The 23646-nt window shown below is 42.3% G+C and carries 23 protein-coding genes; 3 read left to right on the forward strand and 20 right to left on the reverse strand.

Translation table 11 applies throughout. From position 1 onward, the window contains the following. Positions 1-30 precede the first annotated feature (30 nt). Together prmC and prfA are read right to left on the reverse strand one after the other, a co-directional pair. Entirely contained in the window at positions 31-918 is an 888-nt protein-coding gene (prmC, locus tag M2353_RS17600) for a peptide chain release factor N(5)-glutamine methyltransferase (protein WP_284725808.1), read from the reverse strand. Further along, positions 908-1975: a peptide chain release factor 1 gene (prfA, locus tag M2353_RS17605; RefSeq protein ID WP_008343422.1), complete on the reverse strand. Its 1068-nt coding sequence runs from the start codon at positions 1973-1975 to the stop codon at positions 908-910. Before prfA ends, prmC begins: the two co-directional genes overlap by 11 nt. 210 nt (positions 1976-2185) lie before the next feature. Here prfA and racA point away from each other — a divergent pair, with 210 nt between their 5' ends. Continuing rightward, complete coding sequence (gene racA, locus M2353_RS17610; RefSeq protein ID WP_268416847.1) at positions 2186-2737, forward strand: chromosome-anchoring protein RacA; 552 nt, start codon at positions 2186-2188, stop codon at positions 2735-2737. A 231-nt stretch (positions 2738-2968) separates the two neighbouring features. Here the strand turns inward: racA and M2353_RS17615 are convergent, their stop codons facing one another. The 10 genes from M2353_RS17615 to M2353_RS17660 all read right to left on the reverse strand — a co-directional run bounded on the left by M2353_RS17615 (position 2969) and on the right by M2353_RS17660 (position 13360). After that, positions 2969-3925, reverse strand: coding sequence for an AEC family transporter (locus M2353_RS17615; RefSeq protein ID WP_007497662.1), 957 nt, complete (start codon positions 3923-3925; stop codon positions 2969-2971). Between the two features lie 91 nt (positions 3926-4016). Beyond that, positions 4017-5717: an oxaloacetate-decarboxylating malate dehydrogenase gene (malS, locus tag M2353_RS17620; protein WP_024718762.1), complete on the reverse strand. Its 1701-nt coding sequence runs from the start codon at positions 5715-5717 to the stop codon at positions 4017-4019. Positions 5718-5996: 279 nt separating this feature from the next. After that, the gene (locus M2353_RS17625; RefSeq protein WP_007497666.1) at positions 5997-6599 is read right to left on the reverse strand and encodes a thymidine kinase; all 603 of its coding nucleotides are present in this window, start codon (positions 6597-6599) and stop codon (positions 5997-5999) included. An 87-nt stretch (positions 6600-6686) separates the two neighbouring features. Then, on the reverse strand, positions 6687-6887 hold the full coding sequence (gene rpmE, locus M2353_RS17630; protein ID WP_003215407.1) for a 50S ribosomal protein L31: 201 nt from the start codon (positions 6885-6887) through the stop codon (positions 6687-6689). 130 nt (positions 6888-7017) lie between these two features. Next, positions 7018-8301 carry a transcription termination factor Rho gene (rho, locus tag M2353_RS17635; protein ID WP_007497667.1) on the reverse strand — a complete coding sequence of 428 codons (1284 nt, stop codon included), beginning with the start codon at positions 8299-8301 and terminating at the stop codon, positions 7018-7020. Positions 8302-8665: 364 nt separating this feature from the next. Next, the gene (gene glpX / locus M2353_RS17640; RefSeq protein ID WP_007497670.1) at positions 8666-9631 is read right to left on the reverse strand and encodes a class II fructose-bisphosphatase; all 966 of its coding nucleotides are present in this window, start codon (positions 9629-9631) and stop codon (positions 8666-8668) included. A 32-nt stretch (positions 9632-9663) separates the two neighbouring features. Beyond that, positions 9664-10953, reverse strand: coding sequence for a UDP-N-acetylglucosamine 1-carboxyvinyltransferase (locus M2353_RS17645; protein WP_061420485.1), 1290 nt, complete (start codon positions 10951-10953; stop codon positions 9664-9666). A 246-nt stretch (positions 10954-11199) separates the two neighbouring features. Then, positions 11200-11838, reverse strand: coding sequence for a fructose-6-phosphate aldolase (gene fsa / locus M2353_RS17650; protein WP_003215343.1), 639 nt, complete (start codon positions 11836-11838; stop codon positions 11200-11202). Between the two features lie 111 nt (positions 11839-11949). Beyond that, entirely contained in the window at positions 11950-12807 is an 858-nt protein-coding gene (locus tag M2353_RS17655; protein WP_284725809.1) for a class II fructose-bisphosphate aldolase, read from the reverse strand. A gap of 178 nt (positions 12808-12985) precedes the next feature. Continuing rightward, complete coding sequence (locus tag M2353_RS17660) at positions 12986-13360, reverse strand: response regulator (protein WP_003214681.1); 375 nt, start codon at positions 13358-13360, stop codon at positions 12986-12988. A gap of 180 nt (positions 13361-13540) precedes the next feature. On the opposite strand from M2353_RS17660, the gene M2353_RS17665 reads away from it, so the two are divergent. Beyond that, entirely contained in the window at positions 13541-14071 is a 531-nt protein-coding gene (locus M2353_RS17665; RefSeq protein ID WP_008343445.1) for a DUF2529 domain-containing protein, read from the forward strand. Positions 14072-14198: 127 nt separating this feature from the next. On the opposite strand, the gene M2353_RS17670 is transcribed toward M2353_RS17665, so the two are convergent. The 3 genes from M2353_RS17670 to rpoE all read right to left on the reverse strand — a co-directional run bounded on the left by M2353_RS17670 (position 14199) and on the right by rpoE (position 18073). Next, positions 14199-15551 carry an IS1182 family transposase gene (locus M2353_RS17670; protein ID WP_096880954.1) on the reverse strand — a complete coding sequence of 451 codons (1353 nt, stop codon included), beginning with the start codon at positions 15549-15551 and terminating at the stop codon, positions 14199-14201. A 139-nt stretch (positions 15552-15690) separates the two neighbouring features. Continuing rightward, positions 15691-17298, reverse strand: coding sequence for a glutamine hydrolyzing CTP synthase (gene pyrG, locus M2353_RS17675; protein ID WP_017360053.1), 1608 nt, complete (start codon positions 17296-17298; stop codon positions 15691-15693). 238 nt (positions 17299-17536) lie between these two features. Further along, positions 17537-18073: a DNA-directed RNA polymerase subunit delta gene (gene rpoE / locus M2353_RS17680; RefSeq protein ID WP_017360054.1), complete on the reverse strand. Its 537-nt coding sequence runs from the start codon at positions 18071-18073 to the stop codon at positions 17537-17539. A 371-nt stretch (positions 18074-18444) separates the two neighbouring features. Here rpoE and M2353_RS17685 point away from each other — a divergent pair, with 371 nt between their 5' ends. Continuing rightward, complete coding sequence (locus M2353_RS17685) at positions 18445-18924, forward strand: DUF2798 domain-containing protein (protein ID WP_284725810.1); 480 nt, start codon at positions 18445-18447, stop codon at positions 18922-18924. A gap of 13 nt (positions 18925-18937) precedes the next feature. Here M2353_RS17685 and M2353_RS17690 read toward each other — a convergent pair whose 3' ends face one another. The 5 genes from M2353_RS17690 to M2353_RS17710 all read right to left on the reverse strand — a co-directional run bounded on the left by M2353_RS17690 (position 18938) and on the right by M2353_RS17710 (position 23608). Then, positions 18938-19135, reverse strand: coding sequence for a hypothetical protein (locus M2353_RS17690; RefSeq protein WP_159145190.1), 198 nt, complete (start codon positions 19133-19135; stop codon positions 18938-18940). A gap of 131 nt (positions 19136-19266) precedes the next feature. Further along, the gene (locus M2353_RS17695; protein WP_284725811.1) at positions 19267-20409 is read right to left on the reverse strand and encodes an acyl-CoA dehydrogenase; all 1143 of its coding nucleotides are present in this window, start codon (positions 20407-20409) and stop codon (positions 19267-19269) included. A 16-nt stretch (positions 20410-20425) separates the two neighbouring features. Then, positions 20426-21538, reverse strand: coding sequence for an acyl-CoA dehydrogenase family protein (locus M2353_RS17700; RefSeq protein WP_048002972.1), 1113 nt, complete (start codon positions 21536-21538; stop codon positions 20426-20428). An 11-nt stretch (positions 21539-21549) separates the two neighbouring features. Next, on the reverse strand, positions 21550-22413 hold the full coding sequence (locus M2353_RS17705) for a 3-hydroxybutyryl-CoA dehydrogenase (protein WP_007497692.1): 864 nt from the start codon (positions 22411-22413) through the stop codon (positions 21550-21552). Positions 22414-22432: 19 nt separating this feature from the next. Beyond that, positions 22433-23608, reverse strand: a complete 1176-nt coding sequence (locus M2353_RS17710) for an acetyl-CoA C-acetyltransferase (protein ID WP_058337036.1) — start codon at positions 23606-23608, stop codon at positions 22433-22435. Positions 23609-23646 lie beyond the last annotated feature (38 nt).

Consider the following 23646-nt stretch of genomic DNA (forward strand, 5'->3'; position numbering starts at 1 on the left):
TTCATCTTTACATAATAAAATAGTCCGACTTTATTCAGCCGGACTTCCGTTTTGAATGTGTGCGCAAACCGCTCGATCCTTTCCGTTGATATCCTTGATGATATGAACATCAGCTGAAGGGAACGCCTGCAAAAGAAGCGCTTTTACATCTTGTGCTTGTGTATGTCCTATTTCAAGGACAACCACTGCTTGCTGATGAAGTACTTTGTGGAGATCACAGGCGATACGCTCATAAAACCACAGGCCATCACGCCCATCTGTCAGCGCATTGACAGGTTCATGCTTTGTGACAACCTCTGATAAACCATCCATTTCTTCTGCCGCAATATAAGGCGGATTGGAAATAAACACATCAACTTTGATGCCTTGAGCTATAATCGGTTCAAGTAAATCCCCTTGGACAAAATGAACGTCTGCACCAAGCGCTTCTTGATTTCGCTTTGCTACTTCAAGTGCTTCATGTGAAATATCCGTCGCTATCACAGTGAGAGATTCTTTTTCAAGAGCTAACGTAATCGCAATTGCACCGCTACCTGTTCCAACATCAACAGCTTTGAGCGGCTGATCATCAGGAAACACACGATTCATCATGTTTAATGCCGCCAGCACCACTTCCTCCGTTTCAGGACGAGGAATCAGAACGTGTTTGTTTACCTCAAAAGGACGCCCATAAAAAAATTCAACACCCGTTAAATGCTGCACAGGCACTCCACGTTTGTGCTGTGCGACGAACTTGCTGAATTGAGAATCTTGCTCCTCTGGCAGTGGATCATGAAAACGGGCAAGAAGTTCACTTCTGCTCCATCCAAGCACATGCATCAACATTAACTCTGCTGCGTTTTGGTCTCTGCCCGCTTCCGTTAACAAAGAAGAAGCCCATTTAAGGGCTTCAAAGATCGTTCGCTCTTTATTTTGCATTTTGAAGTTTTCTTGCTTGGTCTTCCATAATTAATGCATCAATGACCTCGTCAAGTTTTCCTTCTAAAATTTGATCAAGCTTTTGAATCGTCAATCCGATACGGTGGTCCGTCACGCGGTTTTGCGGGAAATTGTACGTACGGATACGCTCTGAACGATCCCCTGTTCCAACAGCAGATTTACGGGTTTGGTCATATTCAGCTTGTGCTTCACGCTGGAATTTATCATAAATTCTCGCACGCAAAACTTTCATCGCTTTTTCTTTGTTTTTGATTTGTGATTTCTCATCCTGACAGGAAACCACTACACCTGTTGGCAGGTGAGTTAAACGAACAGCAGACATTGTGGTATTAACACTTTGTCCCCCTGGTCCGCTTGATGCGAATGTATCCACACGAATATCTTTTTCGTGAATATCAATTTCAACTTCCTCAGCCTCTGGTAATACAGCAACTGTCGCTGTTGATGTATGAATACGGCCGCCTGACTCAGTTTCAGGAACACGCTGCACGCGGTGTGCACCGTTTTCAAACTTTAGTTTAGAATATGCACCTTTACCGCTAATCATAAAGATGATCTCCTTATAACCGCCAGTTCCAGTGACACTCGCTTCCATGACTTCCGTTTTCCAGCCTTGCATTTCAGCATAACGGCTGTACATACGGTACAGGTTTCCTGCAAACAGCGCAGCCTCTTCTCCGCCCGCTGCACCACGAACCTCCACAATAACGTTCTTATCGTCATTCGGATCTTTCGGGATGAGCAAGATTTTCAGCTCGTCTTCTAAACGTTCTGTTTCCTCTGTGAGCTCTGAAATTTCTTCTTTGACCATGTCGCGCATATCGGCATCGAGCTTATCTTCCAGCATGGCTTTCGCATCACTTAGCTGATCATATGCCGCACGATATTGTCTATATACCTCAACAGTTTCTTGAATATCAGATTGTTCTTTCGAATATTCACGAAGCTTCTTAGGGTCGTTCACCACTTCAGGGTCACTTAAATATTCATTTAGCTTTTCATAGCGTTCTTCAATTGATTTTAAACGGTCTAACATGGTCTTCACCTCTGTTTTGTGCGTAACAGTCTAATTATAGTATAGCGGGGTATGACAGTCAAAAAAATTTCCAAAACAATTGATTTTCTGCAATTTTTCACTAGAAAACACGATCTTTGGCGATTGGTTACTTGTTTTGTCTAACGTGAAGGAACGGATGCTCACGAAAGAGAATGGTACTTGTAATTGAAAAAAGGGAGGGCATTTGGTTTGAATACAAATGAGGTTGCAAAGGAAATTGGTGTATCTTCAAAAACCATTCAGCGCTGGGTCAAACAGCTCAACATCCCTGTCGCCCGGAATGAACTTGGACATTACGAATTTCATGATGACATTGTCCAGCTGCTCAAAGAGGTCCAACACCAAATGAACGAAGGTGTGATTCTCCATGACATTAGACTGCCGATCCATGAAGAAACCGCCCAGCAATTATCACCTGCTGTAGAAACTTCTGACTCATCAAAACGGATAGAAGCCTTAGAAGAACAAGTGAAACAGCTCCTTCAAGAGCAATCACATGTCAGTCATATTGAAGCCCGTTTCCAAGAAATAGAACGGAAACTCGCTAAGAAAGCAGATGAAGGCGTTTCCTACCAGCTCCTCCAGCACAGAAGAGAAATTGAAGAATTAACTGCAAAATTAGAACGCCTCACAGCCACATTGACAAAACCAAAACCATCAAAAGAAGAAGAAAAGGAAAAGGCACACCCCGAAATGAAAAAAAAGCGTGTGCTCTTCCCTCTGTTTCATTCATTTCGCTAAGAAAGGCTACCTAACGAGGCAGCCTTAGCGTGAAGACAAACCCTCGCATTCGTTGTCAGTCCTGCGCGCTGGTGCTCACGAATATCAAATTCGCTCCGCTCCAGTGCTCGTCCTTCCTAGACTGCAAAGGTTTTCTTTCACGCTGAAAAGAAGACAAAGGGCTAAAATAAAGTACATTTTAGCCCTTTGTCTACAGTCTGAGGCTGCCTATAAGGCAGCCTTTCTACTATATTATACGGTAAGTGCAATAATGATCGGTAATGTAATGAGTGACATGATCGCACTGATCACAAATGCCGATGCTGTTTCTGCTTCCTGTTTCTCAAATCGAGTGGCGATCATGGCCGCAACAGCTGAACCTGGGAAGGCAACAAGCAATACAGCTTTTGTAATTTCATCCGCCGAAAGACCCATAAGAATGGCGATAAAATACATAAGTAACGGTTGTACAGCTACTTTGAGCAATGCGATACTGAAAGCTGGTAAGCTCAGTTTAATTTTGCGGATACCGACTGTGACACCGACTGCAAAGAGCGCAACCCCTGATGTCACACTTCCAATTTCCTCTAGCATTTCATGTCCGATTTCAGGAAGTTTAAATCCTAAAAGAACAAGAATGATACTTGCTAACGGTGCAAGCGCAAGCGGCTCTGATAAACCGTGCAAAATCGCTTTCGTCGTCATTTTTAGGAAACTTTCGCCGTCTTTGGCTTTTCCTTTTGTTTTTTCACCGACAGTTGACACAATAATAGCAATTGGATCAAGCAATGCATTTACAACTATTCCGGTAATAGCAATCGGAATTGCAACTTCTTGAGCCCCAAATAAACTGCCCAAGACCGGAATCCCCATAAATGCAAAGGTCGGTTGTGCTGAGTTTAATGAGAAAACAGATGAATCTGTTAAATCATATTTAAAAGCAAATTTCGTAACTAAAAGGATAATGATATAAAAGCCTACGATTCCGAGAATCAATGCAACGAAAAATGGAATTTGACTATAGAATTTATCTTTTGGTGTTGACAGAATGCTGGCGATAAAGTGCGCTGGCAAAGCATACTTTGTAACAAGTGTACTTACACCTTTTGCAGATTTAGCGTCATAGCTGCCGAAGTTCCCTGCGAACCAACCCAGCGCGATAACGAAAAAAATCGGTGCTAGGAGGATCAAAATATTTAAAAAGTCCATCTTACTATTCCTCCTTGAATCCTTTACATGTTTCTTATTTTATAGCGGCATTGCTTACATTACCCGAAACAATGCCGCGTTACACATTTTATTATGCTCTTACAATTTTTTTATATTCAGGAATCCACATAGCATCTTTCACAGCTTGTTCGATGTTGTCAGGTGTTCTTCTTGCGACACCATCTTTAATTGCTGCTTTTGCTACTTCAACAGCTACCTTGATTGATACTTCTTGCAATTTATCAATGCTTGGAAGCAGTCCAGCGCCTGGTTTTTCATGATCAACCATTTCAGCGATCGCATTTGCAGAAGCAACGAACATGCCTTTTGTGATAATTTTTGATTCCGTTACGATTGAACCAAGACCAAGTCCAGGGAAAACGAACGCATTGTTTGATTGTCCGATTTCATGTTCAATTCCGTTATACTCGACATTTTCGAATGGGCTTCCAGTTGCAACAAGCGCACGACCGTCTGTCCATTTGAATAGATCTTCCGGTACTGCTTCAGCAAGTGGAGTTGGGTTAGACATCGGCATGATCACTGGACGCTCTGTATGAGCTGCGATTTCTTTAATAATTTCTTCAGTGAATGCGCCACCTTGACCTGATGTACCAATAAGAATGGTTGGCTTCACCTTGCGAACAGCTTCAGCAAATGAGATTTGTCCTTTTTCATCACGAGCCCAGCCTTCTACTTCATCAGAAGAACGAAGGTATGGTTTTTGGAAATCAAGCACTTCATCTTCAAACTGATCTGTTAGCAATCCTCTGTAGTCTAACGTCCAGAATGCATTGTTTGCTTCTTCTTCACTTAGACCTTCAAGAACCATTGTGTCACGCATTTGATCGGCGATTCCGATTCCAGCTGATCCAGCTCCGAAAATCATCACACGGTGATCTTTCAATTGAGTACCAGTTTTCTTGACAGCTGCAAGAACACCCGCTAAAGTAATGGCACCAGTACCTTGGATATCATCATTAAATGTTAAGATGTTGTCGTTGTATTTTTTCATGATGTTACGCGCATTTTTGTTTCCAAGGTCTTCCCAGTGAAGCAATGCTTTCGGGAAGAATTTAAGTGCTGCTTTGACATACGCATCAATGAACTCCTCGTATTTTTCACCTTGTACACGTTTGTGGTGGTTCCCGATGTACAATGGATCATTTAATAGTTTTTCATTGTTAGTTCCAACATCTAATACAACTGGAATCACGCGGCTTGGATCAATCCCTGCTGCAGCCGTGTAAACAGCTAATTTACCAATTGCGATGTTGATACCACCAACACCCCAGTCACCAATTCCAAGAATACTCTCAGAGTCAGTTGCTACGATGAGGTCGATGTCGCCTGCTGTTGCATGTAAGTTTTCAAATGCTTTCTCAATGCCGTCAATGTTGTCGATTGAAAGGTAGACACCATGAGGTCTTCTGTATTCATGGCTGTATTCTTGAATCGCTTCACCAACAGTTGGTGTGTAAACAACAGGAAGCATTTCACGAAGCTTGTCCGTTAGAAGCTTATAGAATAATACTTCGTTACGGTTTTGCAAATCACTTAAGTATACGTTTTGACGAAGACGATCTGGCTGAGCTAGAAATTGCTTGTATGCTCTCTCTGCTTGCTGTTCTAAAGTCAGAACAGTTGGAGGAAGTAATCCTTCTAGTCCAAGCTCTTGTCTTTCTTCTTCAGAGAAAGCAACGCCTTTGTTCAACGTTGGAATCGATAATACATCTTTACCTGTCAAAGTGGTTTCGAGGTACCCTTCTTTTGTTTTCTTCACGTTGTTCATCAAAAACTACCCTCTTTCTAAAATATAAATAAAGTGAACTATTAATACAAAGAACGATCAAGGAGAAAAATCCTTAATCAAAAAAATTATGACAAGAAATCGAACTTTTCGTTTAAATGCTTTACACTACAGTTAGTCATTTTATGCCTGCTTATACCAAAACGCAAGCGTTGAAAATTAGATAATTTTTTCGTAGCGTTATTTAATTTATTTAAGTACAAATGATGGGTGTTCAGCCAAAAACTCGAAAAACGAAACACAGCGGCATTTGCTATTTTTTTAATTGTCAAGTGTTGTACCAACATCTAGTTTTGGTACTTCATGGTGATGTCTGCATCGTGCTTCGTATGATTCCTGCGCACCTACTAAAATAATGGGATCATCATAGGATGCGGGTTTACCGTCGATCAAGCGTTGTGTTCTACTCGCTGGGGAGCCGCATACCGAACAAACTGCCTGAAGTTTTGTTACAAGCTCTGCACATGCCATTAAATGCGGAACAACACCAAATGGCTCTCCTCTGAAGTCTTGATCAAGGCCTGCAACAATGACTCGGTAGCCTTTATCAGCCAACTGAGTGACAATATCAATGATTGTCTCATCAAAAAATTGCACCTCATCAATGCCAATGACATCGGTTCGTTCTGATATGTGCGTTATTATGTCTTTTGGTGAGGTTACTGCAATCCCATCGACGGATGAACCGTTATGTGACACAACTGAGCTTGTGCTATACCGGTTATCAATCGCTGGTTTGAATATTTTTACTTCTTGTTTGGCAAAGGTGGCTCTTTTGGCTCTCCGAATCAATTCTTCCGACTTTCCAGAAAACATACTTCCGCAGATGACTTCAAGCCAACCGCTTTGTTTCATCACATACATAAGGTCTTCTCCCCCGTTTTAAAGTTCCATCAATCCACGTAAAAAAACAGGCAAGAACGGATTCCTGCCTGTTTATTGTATCTATTATTACTTAAGACCGTATTTTTTGTTAAAGCGGTCAACACGTCCATCAGCAGAAGCGAATTTTTGACGGCCTGTATAGAAAGGATGGCACTCAGAGCAAATCTCGATGCGTACCTCTTCTTTTACTGATCCAGTTTCAAACTCATTTCCACAAGCGCATTTGACTGTAGCTTTTTTGTAGTTAGGATGAATTCCTGTTTTCATCTACTGTCATCTCCTTCCGCCCTGAATCCAATTCGGAAACAGAGTTAATATCTCAGAATAAATTCTGAAACGCACATGATAAAATTATAACAGTGTGAGTCTATGATTGCAAATGTATTTTTTCAGGAAGCTATCTTCTTGATGCAGACATATTTGCTTGTTTCCACTCTTGCGTTAAAATATCGAAAAATTCTTGGTTTGTCTTTGTTTTTCTCATTTTGCGCATGAATTTCTCAGCGAAATCAGGTGTATCTGACATTGATTTTCTCATCGCCCATAGACGATCAAGATGTTCTTTAGGCACAAGCAGTTCTTCTTTTCTTGTACCGGAACGACGAATGTCGATGGCTGGGAAAATTCTTCTTTCTGCAAGAGAACGATCTAAATGGAGCTCCATGTTTCCTGTTCCTTTAAACTCTTCATAAATCACATCGTCCATACGTGATCCCGTATCAACAAGTGCAGTAGCTAAAATGGTCAAGCTCCCACCTTCTTCGATGTTACGCGCAGCACCAAAGAAGCGTTTTGGACGGTGGAAAGCCGCTGGATCAATACCGCCGGAAAGCGTTCGGCCGCTTGGCGGGATGACAAGGTTGTATGCACGAGCAAGCCTTGTGATGCTGTCCATTAAGATGATGACATCTTTTTTATGTTCAACTAGACGCATCGCACGCTCTAATACAAGCTCTGCTACTTTAATGTGGTTTTCCGGTACTTCGTCAAAGGTTGAACTAACGACATCCCCTGCAACAGAACGTTCGATATCTGTTACTTCCTCTGGACGTTCGTCAATAAGAAGAACAATCAGTTCTGCCTCTGGATGATTTTCAGAGATGCTGTTGGCAATTTCTTTGAGCAAAATGGTTTTCCCAGCCTTAGGCGGTGCAACAATTAAACCACGTTGCCCAAACCCAACTGGCGCCATCATATCCATAATTCTAGTAGACAGGTGATTAGGCTGTGTTTCAAGAATCATTTGACGATCAGGGAATAGCGGCGTGAGTGCAGGAAAGTGAACACGTTCCTTAGCTGATTCTGGGTCGTCCCCATTTACCGCTTCGACATGAAGGAGGCCATAGTAGCGTTCATTCTCTTTTGGAGGTCGTACCTTTCCAGACACCTTATCACCATTTCTTAAATCAAAGCGTCTGATTTGTGAAGCTGAAATATAAATGTCTTCAGAACTTGGGGAGTAGTTAATTGGTCTTAAGAAACCAAATCCCTCTGACTGAATAATTTCTAGAACCCCTTCCATAAATAAGAGATCCTCTTGCTCAGCATTCGCCTTTAAGATGGCAAAAATTAATTCTTTTTTTGTTAGTTTGCTGTAATAAGAGATTTTGTACTTTTTTGCTAACTCATACAGCTCTTTTAATTTCATATTTTCCAAAGATGAAATCGAAACATCTTTCAATATGGACACCACACTTTTCTAGTCAATGTATTTCATTACAAATGCATGACCATTGTATTTGATTAGCTTTTAATTCCGTTTTTGTTGGAATGACCTCGCTCTCATGGTAACGCTCCCACTCGTTTTATCGTAAAGATAGGAACAATGTGAAATTGAGCTTTGTCAACATAGAGAAGGATAATGAGTATATCGTCATGATGCGGCAGTATTTAAACTTGTTGAAGCTTAAAAGAAGTAAATTCGCAGAAAATTTCGCAGCACTCTTTAGTTTTACCTCATTTGCAGGGAATATTCAACTTTAAAAAGAAAATGATATATATTTGACACCTATATGAAAAGCGGGTAAAGAATACCCGCTTTCAGATTACGGACGAATGACAAGATTCGGTTTTTTCTTTAAACTGTGTCTGCCATCGACGAATCGAACAGTACCTGATTTCGCACGCATGACAACACTATGTGTTGTTCCAACAGAGCCTTTAAATTGAACACCTTTTAATAACTCGCCATCTGTTACACCTGTCGCTGCAAAAATGGCGTCATCGCCTTTCACGAGGTCTTCCATTCTGAGGACTTTTCCAACATCCAGTCCCATTTTCTCACAGCGTCTCAGCTCTTCTTCACTTTGTGGAAGAAGCTTACCGTGGATTTCTCCACCAAGTGCTTTTAACGCAACAGCAGAAAGGACACCTTCAGGCGCTCCACCTGAACCAAATAGAATATCAACACCTGTGTGATCAAATGCTGTATTAATGGCTCCTGCAACGTCACCATCATCGATCAGCTTGATTCTTGCTCCAGCTTCTCTCAGCTCAGCAATGATCTTTTCATGTCGCTCTCTGTTTAAAATTGTCGCAACAACATCTTCAATATCTTTGTTTTTCGCTTTTGCAACAGCACGAAGATTGTCAATGACAGGCGCTTCAATGTCGATGCAGCCTACCGCTTCTGGACCTACTGCGATCTTATCCATGTACATATCAGGTGCATTCAGCAAGTTGCCATGATCTGCAACAGCGATAACAGCTAAAGCATTCCAGCCGCCGCTTGCCACAATATTTGTTCCTTCCAATGGATCAACAGCGACATCCACGCGAGGTCCATATCCGTTTCCAAGCTTTTCCCCAATATAAAGCATTGGCGCTTCGTCCATTTCTCCCTCGCCGATGACCACAGTTCCCTTCATCGGAATCGTATCAAATACATCACGCATGGCACTTGTTGCAGCATCATCCGCTTCGTCTTTTAAACCTCTACCCATCCAACGAGCAGATTTTAATGCAGCTGCTTCTGTCACCCGTACTAGTTCCATCGATAAACTTCTTTCCATTTTTGTCCAAATCTCCTCTCACAGTCAAAGCCTTATGAATTTTGAAGTTCTTCTATTTCTTGGTCACTCAGCTTTTCACGCCAGATGGTTGCACCCAAGCCTTCAAGCTTCTCCTCAAGCATACTATATCCTCTGTCTATATGTTCAAGCCCTGTGATTTCAGTCACACCGTCTGCCATTAACCCTGCAACAACGAGACAAGCACCTGCTCGCAGATCACTTGCTTTGACCTTTGCACCTTGAAGCTGCGTTTGACCTGTAATAATGGCAGATCTTCCTTCCACCTTCATATTAGCACCCATTCGACGCAATTCGTCAATGTGTTTAAAGCGGGCAGAGTAAATGGTATCTGTCACGACACTCGTGCCTTTCGCCTTTGTTAACAAAGCCGTCATCGGCTGTTGAAGATCGGTCGGAAAGCCCGGATACACAAGGGTTTTGATATCGACAGGCTTGAGTCCTTCATTCCTGCCAACGATCAGCATTTGATCGTTGCTTGTTTCAATTGTGAATCCCATCTCTCTAAGTTTCGCCGTAATTGATTCTAAATGAGTTGGGATCACATTATCAAGCACAACTTCATCACCCATCGCTGCACCTGCAATTAAAAATGTACCTGCTTCTATGCGGTCAGGGATGATGGAATGCCTGCAGCCATGAAGAGATTCCACACCTTCGATCCGAATCACATCCGTCCCCGCACCTTTGATTTTAGCTCCCATGCTTGCAAGCAGTGTCGCTACATCAATAATTTCGGGTTCTTTTGCGGCATTTTCAATCACTGTTTTCCCTTCAGCCAGTACGGCTGCCAGCATGATGTTGATGGTCGCACCTACACTGACAACATCAAGATAAATACGGGCTCCGACTAATTTTTCAGCGCGCAAATAAATCGCACCCTGTTCGTTTGTCACCTCGGCTCCAAGTGCTTCAAAGCCTTTGATATGCTGATCGATCGGTCTAGGTCCTAAGTGACATCCCCCTGGCAATCCAATGACAGCCTGCTTAAATCTACCGAGCATAGCACCCATTAAATAATAGGATGCTCGTAGTTTCTTCACTTTCCCATTAGGAAGCGGCATACTGATCATGGAGGCAGGATTGACAACCATCTCACCTTTTTCAAACGTGACCTTTCCGCCAATCTCTTCTAACAGATCTCGTAATGTGTCAATATCTGAAATATGCGGAAGGCCTTCAATGGTTACTGGAGAATCAGCGAGAATCGTGGCAGGAATCAGTGCCACAGCACTATTTTTCGCACCACTAATATGTACGGTCCCGCGCAAGGGGTCACCGCCGGCAATGTTTAACTTTTCCATATTTGTCTCCCTTCTTAAAGAAGATCACTGTTGGAGTTATACTGTTTGTGGATGTCGCGCTTTAAAAGGTCTTGTCCAAAATTTAGCCAATATCAAGAGAAAGAATACAGGTTAAACGAAATTTGTCGGAAGAAAAATAATCGAAGCTTTGCGAGGCTGTGATGTTCTCTTCTTTGCACAAAACATTTCTTAGCGTATTTAAGGAAAACTGCGGCAAACGGATGCGTATCCGTCTGCCACAATCACTTATTTATTCCAGTCTGCTAAAAATTGCTCAATGCCTGCATCCGTTAATGGGTGTTTTGTCAGCTGCTTGATGACTTTCAGCGGCATTGTGCCGATATGAGCACCTCTAAGCGCAGCTTCTGTCACATGCTGCGGGTGACGAATGGATGCAGCAATGATTTGTGTATCTAATCCATGAACATCAAAAATGGTTTTCACTTCACTAATGAGATCAAGACCATTTTGGCCAATGTCATCTAAGCGGCCGAGGAATGGAGAGACATACGTCGCACCAGCTCTAGCTGCAAGAAGTGCCTGGTTTGCACTAAAAATCAACGTGACGTTTGTTTTAATTCCAAGGTCTGTTAACGCTTTGACTGCTTTAAGACCGTCTGTTGTCATTGGGATTTTCACTGTGATATTTGGTGCAATAGCAGCCAGCTCTTTTCCTTCTTCGATCATTTCTTCTGCTTTGAGGGAAATGACTTCCGCACTAACTGAACCTGATACCACGTCAGTGATTTCACGAAGGCGGTCGTGGAACGATACGTCCTTTTCTTTCGCTACTAAACTAGGGTTTGTTGTCACGCCTGCTAAAATGCCAAGCTCGTGTGCCTCTTTGATATCTGCGATATTCGCTGTGTCTACGAAAAATAACATAACTGTGCCACTCTCCTATCAATAAATTGTCTGAAATGTAAATTTGATTGCGCTTTCTCAAGATATGGAGAAAACCGCCTGTGACTCAGGCGGCTTTCGGTTCTCATCAAATTATGCTTGGTTAGAAGAACCAAATTCACGCATTTTGCCGATAACAGTCGCTTTAATTGCTTCACGAGCTGGTCCAAGATATTTACGTGGATCATACTCTTCTGTTTTTGCAGCAAGTGTTTCGCGAACTGCTTTCGCAGAAGCAATTTGGTTTTCAGTGTTTACATTGATTTTTGCTGTACCAAGTGAAATCGCACGCTTGATGTCAGCAGTTGGGATACCTGTTCCGCCGTGAAGAACAAGTGGAAGTCCAGTTGTTTTACCAATTTCTTCCATTTCAGCGAAACCAAGGTTTGGTTCACCTTTGTATGGACCATGAACTGAACCTAGTGCAGGCGCAAGGCAGTCAATACCAGTACGTTCTACAAGCTCTTGGCACTCTTTTGGATCAGCATAAATAACGCCCTCAGCGATGACGTCGTCTTCTTGTCCACCAACCGTTCCAAGCTCAGCTTCTACAGATACACCGTGGAAATGTGCAAGCTCAACTACTTTTGCAGTTGTCGCTACGTTCTCATCAAATGGATGGTGAGAAGCATCAATCATCACAGAAGTAAATCCTGCATGAATGGCTTTTGCACAAGATTCAAAGCTTGAACCGTGATCTAAATGAATCGCAACAGGAACTGTTACATTATATTCTTCGATTAACGCTTTTACCATTGCGACAACTGTTTTGAAGCCGCCCATGTAGCGTCCTGCTCCTTCAGATACTCCTAAGATAACTGGAGATTTCTCTTCTTCAGCAGCTTGTAAAATCGCTTGCGTGAATTCTAAGTTATTTAAGTTAAACTGTCCAACAGCGTAACCTTTTTCCTTTGCGTCTTTCAACATTTCTGTCATTGAAACTAAAGGCATGATGAAAAATCCTCCCTATGTAGCTAATTTGCTTACTAAAAAAAGCTCTCCACCCTAGCATGACCAGAATTTCTCGCCATATGTAAACTTTCAAAGTCAGATCGCTTTCTTCTTCTTATCTAGAATACCAATTATTCGACAAATCGGCAACAGAATGACTTGATTCAATCATTTCCATCTAGCCATTTGTTTCGAGCGGCAAGTATTCTTTGACTGCATCACGGATTTCATCAATATCAAATGGTTTAGCAAAATGCGTTAATGCACCTAGCTCTTTAGACTCTTGAATCATATCTAGTTCGCCATAAGCTGTCATAATGATCACGCGGATGTCTTCATCAATTAATTTCATGCGTTTTAAAATCTCAATGCCATCCATTCCGGGAATCTTCATATCAAGCAGGACGAGGTTTGGTCTATGGTTTTTCACAATATCTAATGCCTGTAGTCCGTTAGCGGCTTGAAAGGTTTGATAGCCTTCTTTATGAAACACTTCATTCAGCAATATTCTAATACCGTACTGATCATCGACAATTAAAATTTTCTCATTCATCTGTTACACCCCATTGCTTTCATTTTTCGCCATAAAAAGAGCTGTTGTTAAATAATTCTGTTTGATTTTCACATTTCCTTTAATTATAATAGTTTACTTTACGACATTTTCTGAGCATTTTTCCTAATATTCTCTTTATATTCTATTATAAAATGATCTGACAGAAGGAGGAAATGAGTCTTGTTAAAAATTTTCACTACCCAATTATCAGGTATTTTTTCACGTATTGGAGATAAGCAGGCCGAAGCGATCGAAGACGGTGCACGCCTTCTTGCTCAGGCCGTTGTCAGTGGACATGCCGTGTATTTTCATGGCAAGAATGAACTGGCGGCTGTAGCCTTAGAGGCATCTGAGAGCAAGGAGCCGTTTCCGGGTGCGAAGGTTCTGCCGCTGGATCAAAAGGAGCGCAGCTTACTTCATCCAAGTGACAGGGTGCTTTTATTTTATTCAGATCCAGAAGATCAAGAGATTCAATCCCTTGTCAAAGAGCTTCACGAACAAGGTACACCTATTGTTGGGGTCGGTCCTGCACAAAAGGAGACGTCATTCATTGAAGAGCATTGTGATGTCCACATTGATTTTCAGCTCAAAAAACCACTTGTGCCTGCTGAAGATGGAACAAGGTTCGGCTATCCTGCACTGATGACCTGCTTATATGTCTACCATGCTCTATCGTTTACTGTGAAAGAAATCGTTGAGGAATATGAATAAAAAAACTGCCGAGAAGATGATATTCTCGGCAGTCAGATTGTAGAGAAACTCATGTTTTTCTACAATCTTTTTTATTTTCATCGTAATGATGATGGATGAGATTGAATGAAAAAGGCCTCCCACACACCTAACCTAGCTTCGCTAGATGTGTGGCAATCTTCTTCATGTTCTGACAGGCAGCTGTGAGAAGAACTTGCTCACTCACATTTTGTTTTCCCCTCAACCGGCAGTAGCGAAGCCCGTGCAGTTGTTTTGAATCTGCAAAGCTTCGCTCTATTTTTTCTTTTCTTTTTTTATATAGCTCTTTTCCAGAGACAGATAGACGATTTTGTCTGATCTTTTCTTTATGTTCTTCCCATATGTGTCTTGAGATGACTTTTTGATGATTTTTCGACCTTGTGCATCTTTCAAGGAAAGAACACGATGCACATTTTTTAGGATCTGATTTGTAGAATCGATAACCCTTTCGATCAGTTGTTGTATATAATAGCTTCTCACCATTTGGGCATATGTAATGATCATGTTCAGAGTCATACTTGAATTTCCACTTCTCAAATAAACCTCTTGTTGGATGAAAGCGTCTATGTGCGATGACACCAAAAATACGGCGATCTGATAAACCTTTACAGATTGGGGTCGTCAAATAACCAGAATCAAGGGCAACAGCTTCTACTTGAAAACCAAATCGTGCGATTTGGTGATCCAACCGATCAAGATACGGAACAGAATCATGGACATTACCGGGCGTGATGTGGGCATCCGTGATGATATTGTACTTCATATCCGTTGTACGGTGGTCTAGGTAGAAAAAGCCTTCCGGTTTGTTTTCACGATAAAGATAGCCACTTTCAGGATCAGTCGTACTTTGACGAATGTCTTTTTCCGTTTTCACCTCCTCTTTTACCTTTAAGGGCTTTTTTCCGTGTGCCACCCGATCTTCTTGGATCGCTTCTTCTAAATCATTTATATAGTTCTGGGTATCTTGTTCAATCGTTTTTCTCATATATTTATGTTTATTGGCATTGGCTTTAAGATGAGTTGAATCAGTAAAAAGAACGCGGCCTCCTACCATATCATGATTGATAGCTTGAAGCACAATCTCGTCGAAAATGTCTTGAAAAATCGTTGTATCTTTGAATCGAGTACGACGATTCCAGCTAATGGTCGAGTGATGAGGAACGGGGTCATTGATGTTCAAACCTAAAAACCATCTATACGCCATGTTATAGTAAATTTCTTTTTCAAGTTGTCTTTCAGAACGGATACCGTACAGGTATCCGATAAACATCATTTTGAACAAAATAAGTGGATCAAGAGAAGGACGACCTTTATTCTCGCTATAATACGGTCTTACTTTATCTACGATAAATGAAAAATCAATGTACTGATCAATTTTACGAAGCAGGTGATCCTCTTCGACCAGTTGATCTAGTAATACAAATTCGGCTTCGTGCTGAGAAGAATTTCTAGTGTGGAACATGAGAAAAACACCTTCCTTTAGTGGGCTTTTCTCTATTATAAAATGAGGAGATGTAAATTTTAAGGAAAAAAATAAAGCTGTCGAGATTTTCTCGACAGCCTGACTGCCGAGAAGATGATATTCTCGGCAGTTTTTTGTTTTATTTTGATTCAGATGCCTGTAGTGAAGCACCAACGAAATCTCTAAATAACGGCTGTGGTCTTGTCGGTCTTGAAATGAATTCTGGGTGGAACTGAGAAGCAAGGAACCATGGGTGATCCTTCAGTTCAATGATTTCAACAAGGCGTCCGTCTGGGCTTGTACCAGAGAAGACAAAACCTGCTGCTTCCATTTGCTGTCTGAATTCGTTATTAAACTCATAGCGATGACGGTGGCGTTCGTACACGACTTCGTCATTGTATGCAGCAAATGCTTTTGAGTCTTCGTTTAATTTACAAGGGTATAGGCCGAGGCGAAGTGTTCCACCTAAGTCATCTACATCCTTCTGTTCTGGAAGAAGGTCGATGATTGGGAATGCTGTTTCTGGATCAATTTCAGCGGAATGCGCTCCCTCTAAACCTAGTACGTTTCTCGCATATTCGATAGATGCGACTTGCATACCTAAGCAAATTCCGAAGAATGGCACTTTGTTTTCGCGCGCATATTGTGTTGCAATGATTTTCCCTTCTACTCCGCGGTCTCCGAAGCCTCCAGGAACAATAATGCCGTCTACATCTTGAGCGAAATCAGCCATATTTTCTGCTGTGACTTCTTCTGCGTTGATCCATTTGATTTGAACATCCGCATCAAATGCATAGCCCGCATGACGAAGTGATTCAACGACAGAAATGTATGCATCTTGCAGCTCAACATATTTCCCTACAAGACCAATTGTGACTTGTTTTGAAAGGTTTTGCACTTTATCAACAAGCGCCGTCCACTCCGTCATGTCCGCATCTTGACAGTCAAGCTTCATGTGCTCACATACAAGCTTGTCTAATCCTTGCTTTTGTAAATCAAGCGGAATCGAATAAAGGGTATCTGCATCCTGACATTCGATGACTGCTTTCGTATCAATATCACAGAATAGCGCAATTTTGTCCTTCATGTCTTGTGCCAATGGCATTTCAGTTCTGACCACAATGACATTTGGCTGAATACCTAGACTACGAAGTTCTTTTACACTATGCTGTGTTGGTTTTGTTTTCAGTTCGCCTGCAGCACGGATGTAAGGAACAAGGGTACAATGAATGTACATCACGTTTTCACGGCCGATGTCACTCTTCATTTGACGAATCGCTTCTAGGAATGGAAGGGATTCGATATCTCCAACTGTTCCACCGATTTCTGTAATGACAACATCTGCACCCGTTTCTTTCCCTGCACGGTACACACGGTCTTTGATTTCATTTGTAATATGGGGAATGACCTGTACGGTTCCACCTAAATAGTCGCCGCGGCGCTCTTTTTTCAGGACTGTAGAATAGATTTTACCAGTTGTGACGTTGCTGTATTTATTCAAGTTAATATCAATGAAGCGCTCGTAGTGACCTAAGTCAAGATCTGTTTCAGCACCGTCGTCTGTGACAAATACCTCACCGTGCTGATATGGACTCATTGTCCCTGGGTCTACGTTGATATATGGATCAAACTTTTGAATGGTGACATCCATCCCTCTATTTTTCAGAAGGCGGCCTAACGATGCAGCCGTGATCCCTTTTCCAAGTGAGGAAACAACTCCTCCTGTTACAAAAATATACTTTGTCATTTCGTATGCTCCTCTCTTTTTTACCCTTGCATGACTAGACATGCATAGCTTCATCCTTTTAGAGTGTATCCCTAAATCTCTTGAAAAATAAGAAAGCTCCCTTTCAAATAAATGAAAGGGAGCGTAAATGAACGTATCTTTACGTACTCTTTTTTAGAGAGCCCAAAATACATACTACATAGTTCGCTCTGGAAAGTCAAGACGGTTTTGTCCTGTTTTCAGGACCGGTTTGTGAGGGTTATTTGTCTTCCTCATCATCGTCTAAATCGTCTTCATCAATTTCCGTTAAGCCGTCATCATCTTCATCATCATCTTCGTCGAACTCTTCTATCTCTTCATCGATTTCTTCATCATCTAGGTCAAGGTCCTCGTCGTCTTCAACAAGATCAAGATCTTCTTCAAGCTCGTCGATTTCTTCTTCCTCTTCAATATCATCGAAATCTTCTTCAACGACAGCAGCTTTTGTTTTTTTCTTTTTCGCTTTTGTTTTCACAGCTGGCTGAACTTCTTCTTCGATTTGATCAACTGGATACCAGCTGCGAAGTCCCCATCTCTGATCACCTAACGAAATAAAGCGGCCATCTATATTTAAGTCTGTATAAAATTGAGCAAGTCGATCATCAAGATCAGATTTTTGTATCCCTTGCAAACGGACCATTTCATCTATTAACTCGGAAAACGTAATCGGCGTTTTGCTGTCTCTGAAAATTTCATAAGCAAGTTCAACTAAAGACATTTGTTTGAGCTGTTCCTGTGAGTATTCTTTCAAACTCAAGGTCAGACACTCCCTTTCTATTACATGTATGTATCCATTTATCAGTGAAATAATAAGTATTTATACCTTATTCTTACGACAAACCATACCTCTCATTATAAACAAATTAGGGGAGTTTATGCCACCTTTATTGATGTTAATTTTTGATTTTTTCACAAGAGGAGCCTCTAGCGGTCAATCATTTGTGCCGAATTGGCGCAATTCATGTGTGGAGCACACATTTTGCATGCTTTTTTGTCTTCTCTTTTGATGAATACAAAGCCATTTACTCTTCTTAAAAAAGGGGAATTATTCCTTCACAAAATGTTCACTTACGACGAATTGAAACAGAAATCTATAATAAATAGACTAATTTTGAAAGGTTGATCGAATTGCCAATGACAAAAAAAGAAGATATACAATTTGGTGTCTTGATGTGTTTTTGTATGTTTTCAGTGATGTTCTTTTATAACCTATTTCTAAATGGACGGCTTGGACATATGACATGGTTAGAAGGTGTACTCACCTATGTGATCGGTTTTGCCATCACGTTGTTGATTGAGATGTTTATTGTTGGGCCTTCAGCAAAAAAAGCAGCCAGCCGTTTTGCCCCAAAAGGCAAGAAAATCTATTTTATTCTCACTCTTTCTATCTTTATCGTGTTTGGGATGGTGTGTCTCATGTCTTTATGCGGATATGTCGTTCAAAGCATCAGCACAGGATTTCAAACACAATCGATTCTATCTGATTACTTAACGATTTTCGGTCATAATGTCATGTTGGCGTTCCCTTTGCAAATGTTGATTATGGGACCGCTTGTCCGTTTTGTTTTTTTCAAATGGGTGAAATTAAAACAGACAGCAGCGGTTTAGTCGAATGGATATGTTACACCTGGATATTCTGAATGAGTGAAAAAACCAAAGGTACGGTGAATAAAGTGCCCGCAGACACGAGTACAATGAGTTTTCTGCGGCTGTTTTCTTTTTCTTCCTTCCTTTTTGGAGACTTTGAAAGCTCTGTGGAGACCATAATCCATATGATCATCGTGACGATTCCTAAAATGCCAATAAATGTTGTGTTCATCATGATAACCTCCATTTTGGTTCTTTTCCCAATTTTACCATAGTGATCAGGTGATATGAGATCATATGGGAGAGATTTCACATTTGATACAAAAACAGACCACCTCATATCAGGTGGTCTTTACTTGGTTTCTACATATCTAGCAGTTTCCGTGAGATGACCAGCCGCTGGATTTCTTGTGTACCTTCATAGATTTGAGTGATTTTCGCATCACGCATGTATCGTTCGACTGGGTAATCCTTTGTATAGCCGTATCCGCCGAAGATTTGTACGGCTACTGTCGTCACCTTCATGGCTGTATCACCGGCAAAGAGCTTGGACATAGCTGATTCTTTCCCATACGGAAGCCCTTTCGTTTCAAGCCATGCTGCCTGATAGGTGAGCAGTCTTGAGGCCTCAATTGCCGTTGCCATATCCGCTAACTTAAAAGCAATGCCTTGCTGCTGAATGATTGGTTTACCAAATTGTTTGCGCTCCTTTGCGTAATTGACTGCTGCATCCAGAGCACCTTGAGCAATACCAACAGCTTGTGCGGCAATACCGTTTCTGCCGCCGTCAAGTGTCATCATCGCTATCTTAAAACCTTCGCCTTCTTGACCAAGCCGGTTCCTTTCGGGTATACGACAGTCTTCAAAGATGATTTCTGTCGTTGGCGATGAGCGGATGCCCAGTTTGCTTTCTTTTTTGCCGATTGAGAAGCCTTGCGTCTCTTTTTCTACTATAAAAGCGGTTGTATTACGGGATGAAGGATCTTGGTCGGTAACGGCAAACACAATATAATAATCCGCAATGCCTCCATTGGTAATAAAAATCTTTGCCCCGTTCAAGACGTATTCATTCCCTGCTTTTACTGCTGTTGTTTTCATTCCGCCGGCATCTGAGCCCGATCCGCTCTCGGTCAGTGCGTATGCGCCGATCTTCTGTCCCTCTGCAAGCGGCTTTAAATACGTCTCCTTTTGCTCATCTGTTCCGAATGTATAGATTGGCCATGAGGCGAGTGATGTGTGAGCAGATAGGGTGACGCCTGTTGAGGCGCACACTCGTGAGAGCTCTTCAACCGCTATGACATAGGCCAAATAATCACTACCAATCCCCCCATTTTCTTCTGGCCAAGGGATTCCCGTTAAACCAAGCTCCGCCATTTGACGAAAAATAGCGGGATCATACGATTCTGTTTCATCTCGCTCTGCTGCTGTTGGCTCCACTTCATTTTTCGCAAAGTCTCTCACCATTTTTTGTATCATTTCGTGTTCGTCACTTAATTGGAACTGCATCATGAGCCACCTCACTTCATATTAGCTGTTTACAAATAACCAGCCTTTGTATTTCACTTGTTCCTTCATAAATCTCACAAATTTTCGCATCACGAAAGTACTGCTCTGCTCGGTATTGCTTCGTGTAACCAGCTAGACCAAGCAAATGGATGACTTCTGTACTAATATCAACCGCTGTTTTAGATGCAAATAACTTCGCCATCGACGCTTCCTTCGTGACAGGGCGATTGGCCTCTTTATAAGAAGCCGCTTGATAGACAAGAAGTTTTGCCGCTTCCAGCTTGGTGCCCAGATCGCCCAACCGAATGGTCGTTTCAAGGCCAGCTGGATGCTGCTTTAAATACGTGACCGCCTCAGCTAATGCGGCTTCTGCAATACCAAGGCTTTGAGCCGCAATGCCAATTCTCCCCGCATTTAAGCTAGACATGGCAATCCGAAAGCCTTCTCCTTCTGCGCCGAGCAGCTGTTTTTTTGGAATTCGAACACCGTCAAAATGAAGTGTGACTGTTTTTGATCCATGCAGGCCCATTTTCTTCTCATCTTTTCCGATCGTAAATCCTGGTGTCCCCTTCTCCACAATGAACGCTGATATATTTTTCTTAGCAGAAGCAGGGTCCGTCACGGCAAATACAAGATAGACTTCCGCTTCACCGCCGCTTGTGATAAAAATTTTCGTTCCATTTAACACATAGTGATCGTCTGCCCGCTCTGCTTTCAACTGAATACTAGAGGCATCTGATCCTGCCTTCGGTTCAGTTAGACAAAAGGCGCCCAGCTTCTGCCCGGACGCAAGCTTGGGAACGTAGGATTCTTTTTGTTCAGTCGTTCCAAACGCCAAAATCGGCATCGTCACAACGGATGTATGAACGGATACAATGACACCGATGGTTGCACTTACTTTGGAAAATTCATGAATCGCCATGATATAGGTTGTGAAATCTGCCCCTAATCCGTGATACTTATCTGGGATCGGAATGCCTAAAAAGCCTTGCCGACCCATTTCAGCTAAAAGCGTTTTCGGGAACACGCCCTGTTCCATCGCTTCTATTTCAGGGAATACATGCTGGCGTGCAAATTCTGCTACTCGTTTTCTCCAAAGACGTTGTTTTTCTGTCAGCAACACATCCATCTTGACTCCCCCTATGAGTGGTCGTGGTAAGTGTAAAAACCTCTCTTTGTCTTTTTGCCCAGCCAGCCTGCGTTCACGTATTTTTTCAAAAGAGGACAAGGTCGATATTTGCTATCTCCAAGACCCTCGTGAAGGGTATTCATAATAAATAAACAAGTATCGAGCCCGATGAGGTCGGCGAGACGAAGCGGGCCCATTGGATGGTTCATTCCAAGCGTCATGATGCCGTCAATACTTTCTACATCTGCGACGCCTTCATAAAGGGTATAAATGGCTTCATTGATCATCGGCATCAAAATACGGTTTGACACAAACCCAGGGAAGTCTTCCACTTCTATTGGGGTTTTGTCTAATGTCTTTGCGGTGTCAAAAACAAATTGGTACGTGGCATCATCCGTTTGTAGCGCACGGATTACTTCCACAAGTTTCATCACGGGAACTGGATTCATAAAATGCATGCCGATCACTTTCTCAGGCCGTTTCGTCACGGCTGCTAATTCTGTGATCGACAAGGAAGACGTATTTGTCGCAAATATCGTGTCATCAGGTGCAAATTGATCGAGGGTTTCAAAGATTTGTTTTTTGATCTTCATTTGTTCAGATGCGGCTTCAATCACTAAATGCGTCTGCTGTACATCCTTTAAATCTGTTGAAACAGCCAGTCGCTGTGTAATATCACGGACTGCCTGATGTGCCAGCTTTCCTTTTTCTGCTCGTTTCGTCAGTTGTTTGGTCATAGAGGAAATGGCTCGATGAATCTGCTCCTCTTCCGTATCATGGAGCAGGACGGTATAACCTGACTGTGCAAATACTTGGGCAATACCCGAGCCCATTTGACCAGCCCCAACGACCATGACGGTTTCTTCTATACTCATGACAATGAACGCCTCCCTTTTAATCCACCTTGATCATGATCGCATCACCTTGACCCCCGCCGCTGCAAATCGCCGCAATGCCGATCCCGCCGCCTCTTTGTCTGAGTGCATGGATCAAGGTCAATATAATACGTGTTCCGCTTGCTCCAATCGGGTGACCAATCGCGACTGCCCCTCCGTTCACATTCATTTTCCGCCGATCCAGTCCAAGAATTTTTTCGCATGCCAATGCAACCGCTGAAAAAGCCTCATTGATTTCAAACAAATCAATATCCTCTACTCGCTTCCCTGTTTTCTTTAACACTTTTTCGATGGCATAGGCTGGTGTTTTCGGAAAATCCTTTGCCTCTACTGCTACTTGCGCATGTCCAAGCACAACTGCCAGAGGTTTTTCACCTTGCTGCATGGCATATGTGTCTTTCATTAATAGAAGCGCACTTGCACCATCATTGACACCAGGTGCATTGCCAGCAGTGATCGTACCTGCCTGATCGAAAACGGGCATCAGTTTTGACAAACGTTCATATGACGTATCACGCCGCGGGGCTTCATCTTCTGAAATCAGCTGATCTCCTTTTTTATTCTTGACGGTAACGGGGATGATCTCATTTTTAAAAAAGCCGCTTTTTTGCGCCTCAATGGCTCGTTCATGACTTCTTAACGCCCAAAGGTCTTGTTCTTCTCGTGTAATGCCAAGCTCTTTCGCCGCCATGCTTCCATACTCACCCATATGAACACCTGTAAACGAACAGGTTAATCCATCTAAAATCATGGCATCTTGTACTGCACCATCTCCCATTTTGTAACCCCATCGTGCTTTTTTCAGAAGATAAGGAGCATGAGACATGGATTCCATGCCGCCTGCCACGATCACATTGGCATCTCCCGCTCGAATGATTTGATCGGCTGTCGTGACACTGCGCATTCCTGAAGCACAGACTTTGTTGATGGTTTGCGTCGGAACCGACCAAGGGAGATCTGCATGTCTAGCTGCCTGCCTTGAAGGAATTTGACCTTGTCCTCCTTGAAGGACACTGCCCATGATGACTTCATCCACTTCATGAACATTTGAGGCTCTTTCCAGCGCAGCTTTTATCGTCATCCCGCCTAATTCTGCAGCAGTCAAACGACTTAAAGTTCCACCTAGTTTTCCAAATGGTGTTCTCGCCCCAGATACAATGACCGTCGTGCTCATTTCTTTCCCCTCCTATTTGTTACCGCTTACATAAATGC

It is taken from the genome of Bacillus aerius (assembly GCF_029894105.1).
GTDB lineage: Bacteria > Bacillota > Bacilli > Bacillales > Bacillaceae > Bacillus > Bacillus altitudinis.

Coding starts and splice junctions, on each gene's coding strand:
- prmC (WP_284725808.1), bottom strand. CDS start 918: ATGCAAAATAAAGAGCGAACGATCTTTGAAGCCCTTAAATGGGCTTCT.
- prfA (WP_008343422.1), bottom strand. CDS start 1,975: ATGTTAGACCGTTTAAAATCAATTGAAGAACGCTATGAAAAGCTAAAT.
- M2353_RS17615 (WP_007497662.1), bottom strand. CDS start 3,925: ATGGACTTTTTAAATATTTTGATCCTCCTAGCACCGATTTTTTTCGTT.
- malS (WP_024718762.1), bottom strand. CDS start 5,717: ATGAACAACGTGAAGAAAACAAAAGAAGGGTACCTCGAAACCACTTTG.
- M2353_RS17625 (WP_007497666.1), bottom strand. CDS start 6,599: ATGTATGTGATGAAACAAAGCGGTTGGCTTGAAGTCATCTGCGGAAGT.
- rpmE (WP_003215407.1), bottom strand. CDS start 6,887: ATGAAAACAGGAATTCATCCTAACTACAAAAAAGCTACAGTCAAATGC.
- glpX (WP_007497670.1), bottom strand. CDS start 9,631: ATGGAAAGAAGTTTATCGATGGAACTAGTACGGGTGACAGAAGCAGCT.
- M2353_RS17645 (WP_061420485.1), bottom strand. CDS start 10,953: ATGGAAAAGTTAAACATTGCCGGCGGTGACCCCTTGCGCGGGACCGTA.
- fsa (WP_003215343.1), bottom strand. CDS start 11,838: ATGTTATTTTTCGTAGACACAGCGAATATCGCAGATATCAAAGAGGCA.
- M2353_RS17655 (WP_284725809.1), bottom strand. CDS start 12,807: ATGCCTTTAGTTTCAATGACAGAAATGTTGAAAGACGCAAAGGAAAAA.
- M2353_RS17660 (WP_003214681.1), bottom strand. CDS start 13,360: ATGAATGAGAAAATTTTAATTGTCGATGATCAGTACGGTATTAGAATA.
- M2353_RS17670 (WP_096880954.1), bottom strand. CDS start 15,551: ATGTTCCACACTAGAAATTCTTCTCAGCACGAAGCCGAATTTGTATTA.
- pyrG (WP_017360053.1), bottom strand. CDS start 17,298: ATGACAAAGTATATTTTTGTAACAGGAGGAGTTGTTTCCTCACTTGGA.
- M2353_RS17690 (WP_159145190.1), bottom strand. CDS start 19,135: ATGAACACAACATTTATTGGCATTTTAGGAATCGTCACGATGATCATA.
- M2353_RS17695 (WP_284725811.1), bottom strand. CDS start 20,409: ATGCAGTTCCAATTAAGTGACGAACACGAAATGATACAAAAAATGGTG.
- M2353_RS17700 (WP_048002972.1), bottom strand. CDS start 21,538: ATGGATGTGTTGCTGACAGAAAAACAACGTCTTTGGAGAAAACGAGTA.
- M2353_RS17705 (WP_007497692.1), bottom strand. CDS start 22,413: ATGAGTATAGAAGAAACCGTCATGGTCGTTGGGGCTGGTCAAATGGGC.
- M2353_RS17710 (WP_058337036.1), bottom strand. CDS start 23,608: ATGAGCACGACGGTCATTGTATCTGGGGCGAGAACACCATTTGGAAAA.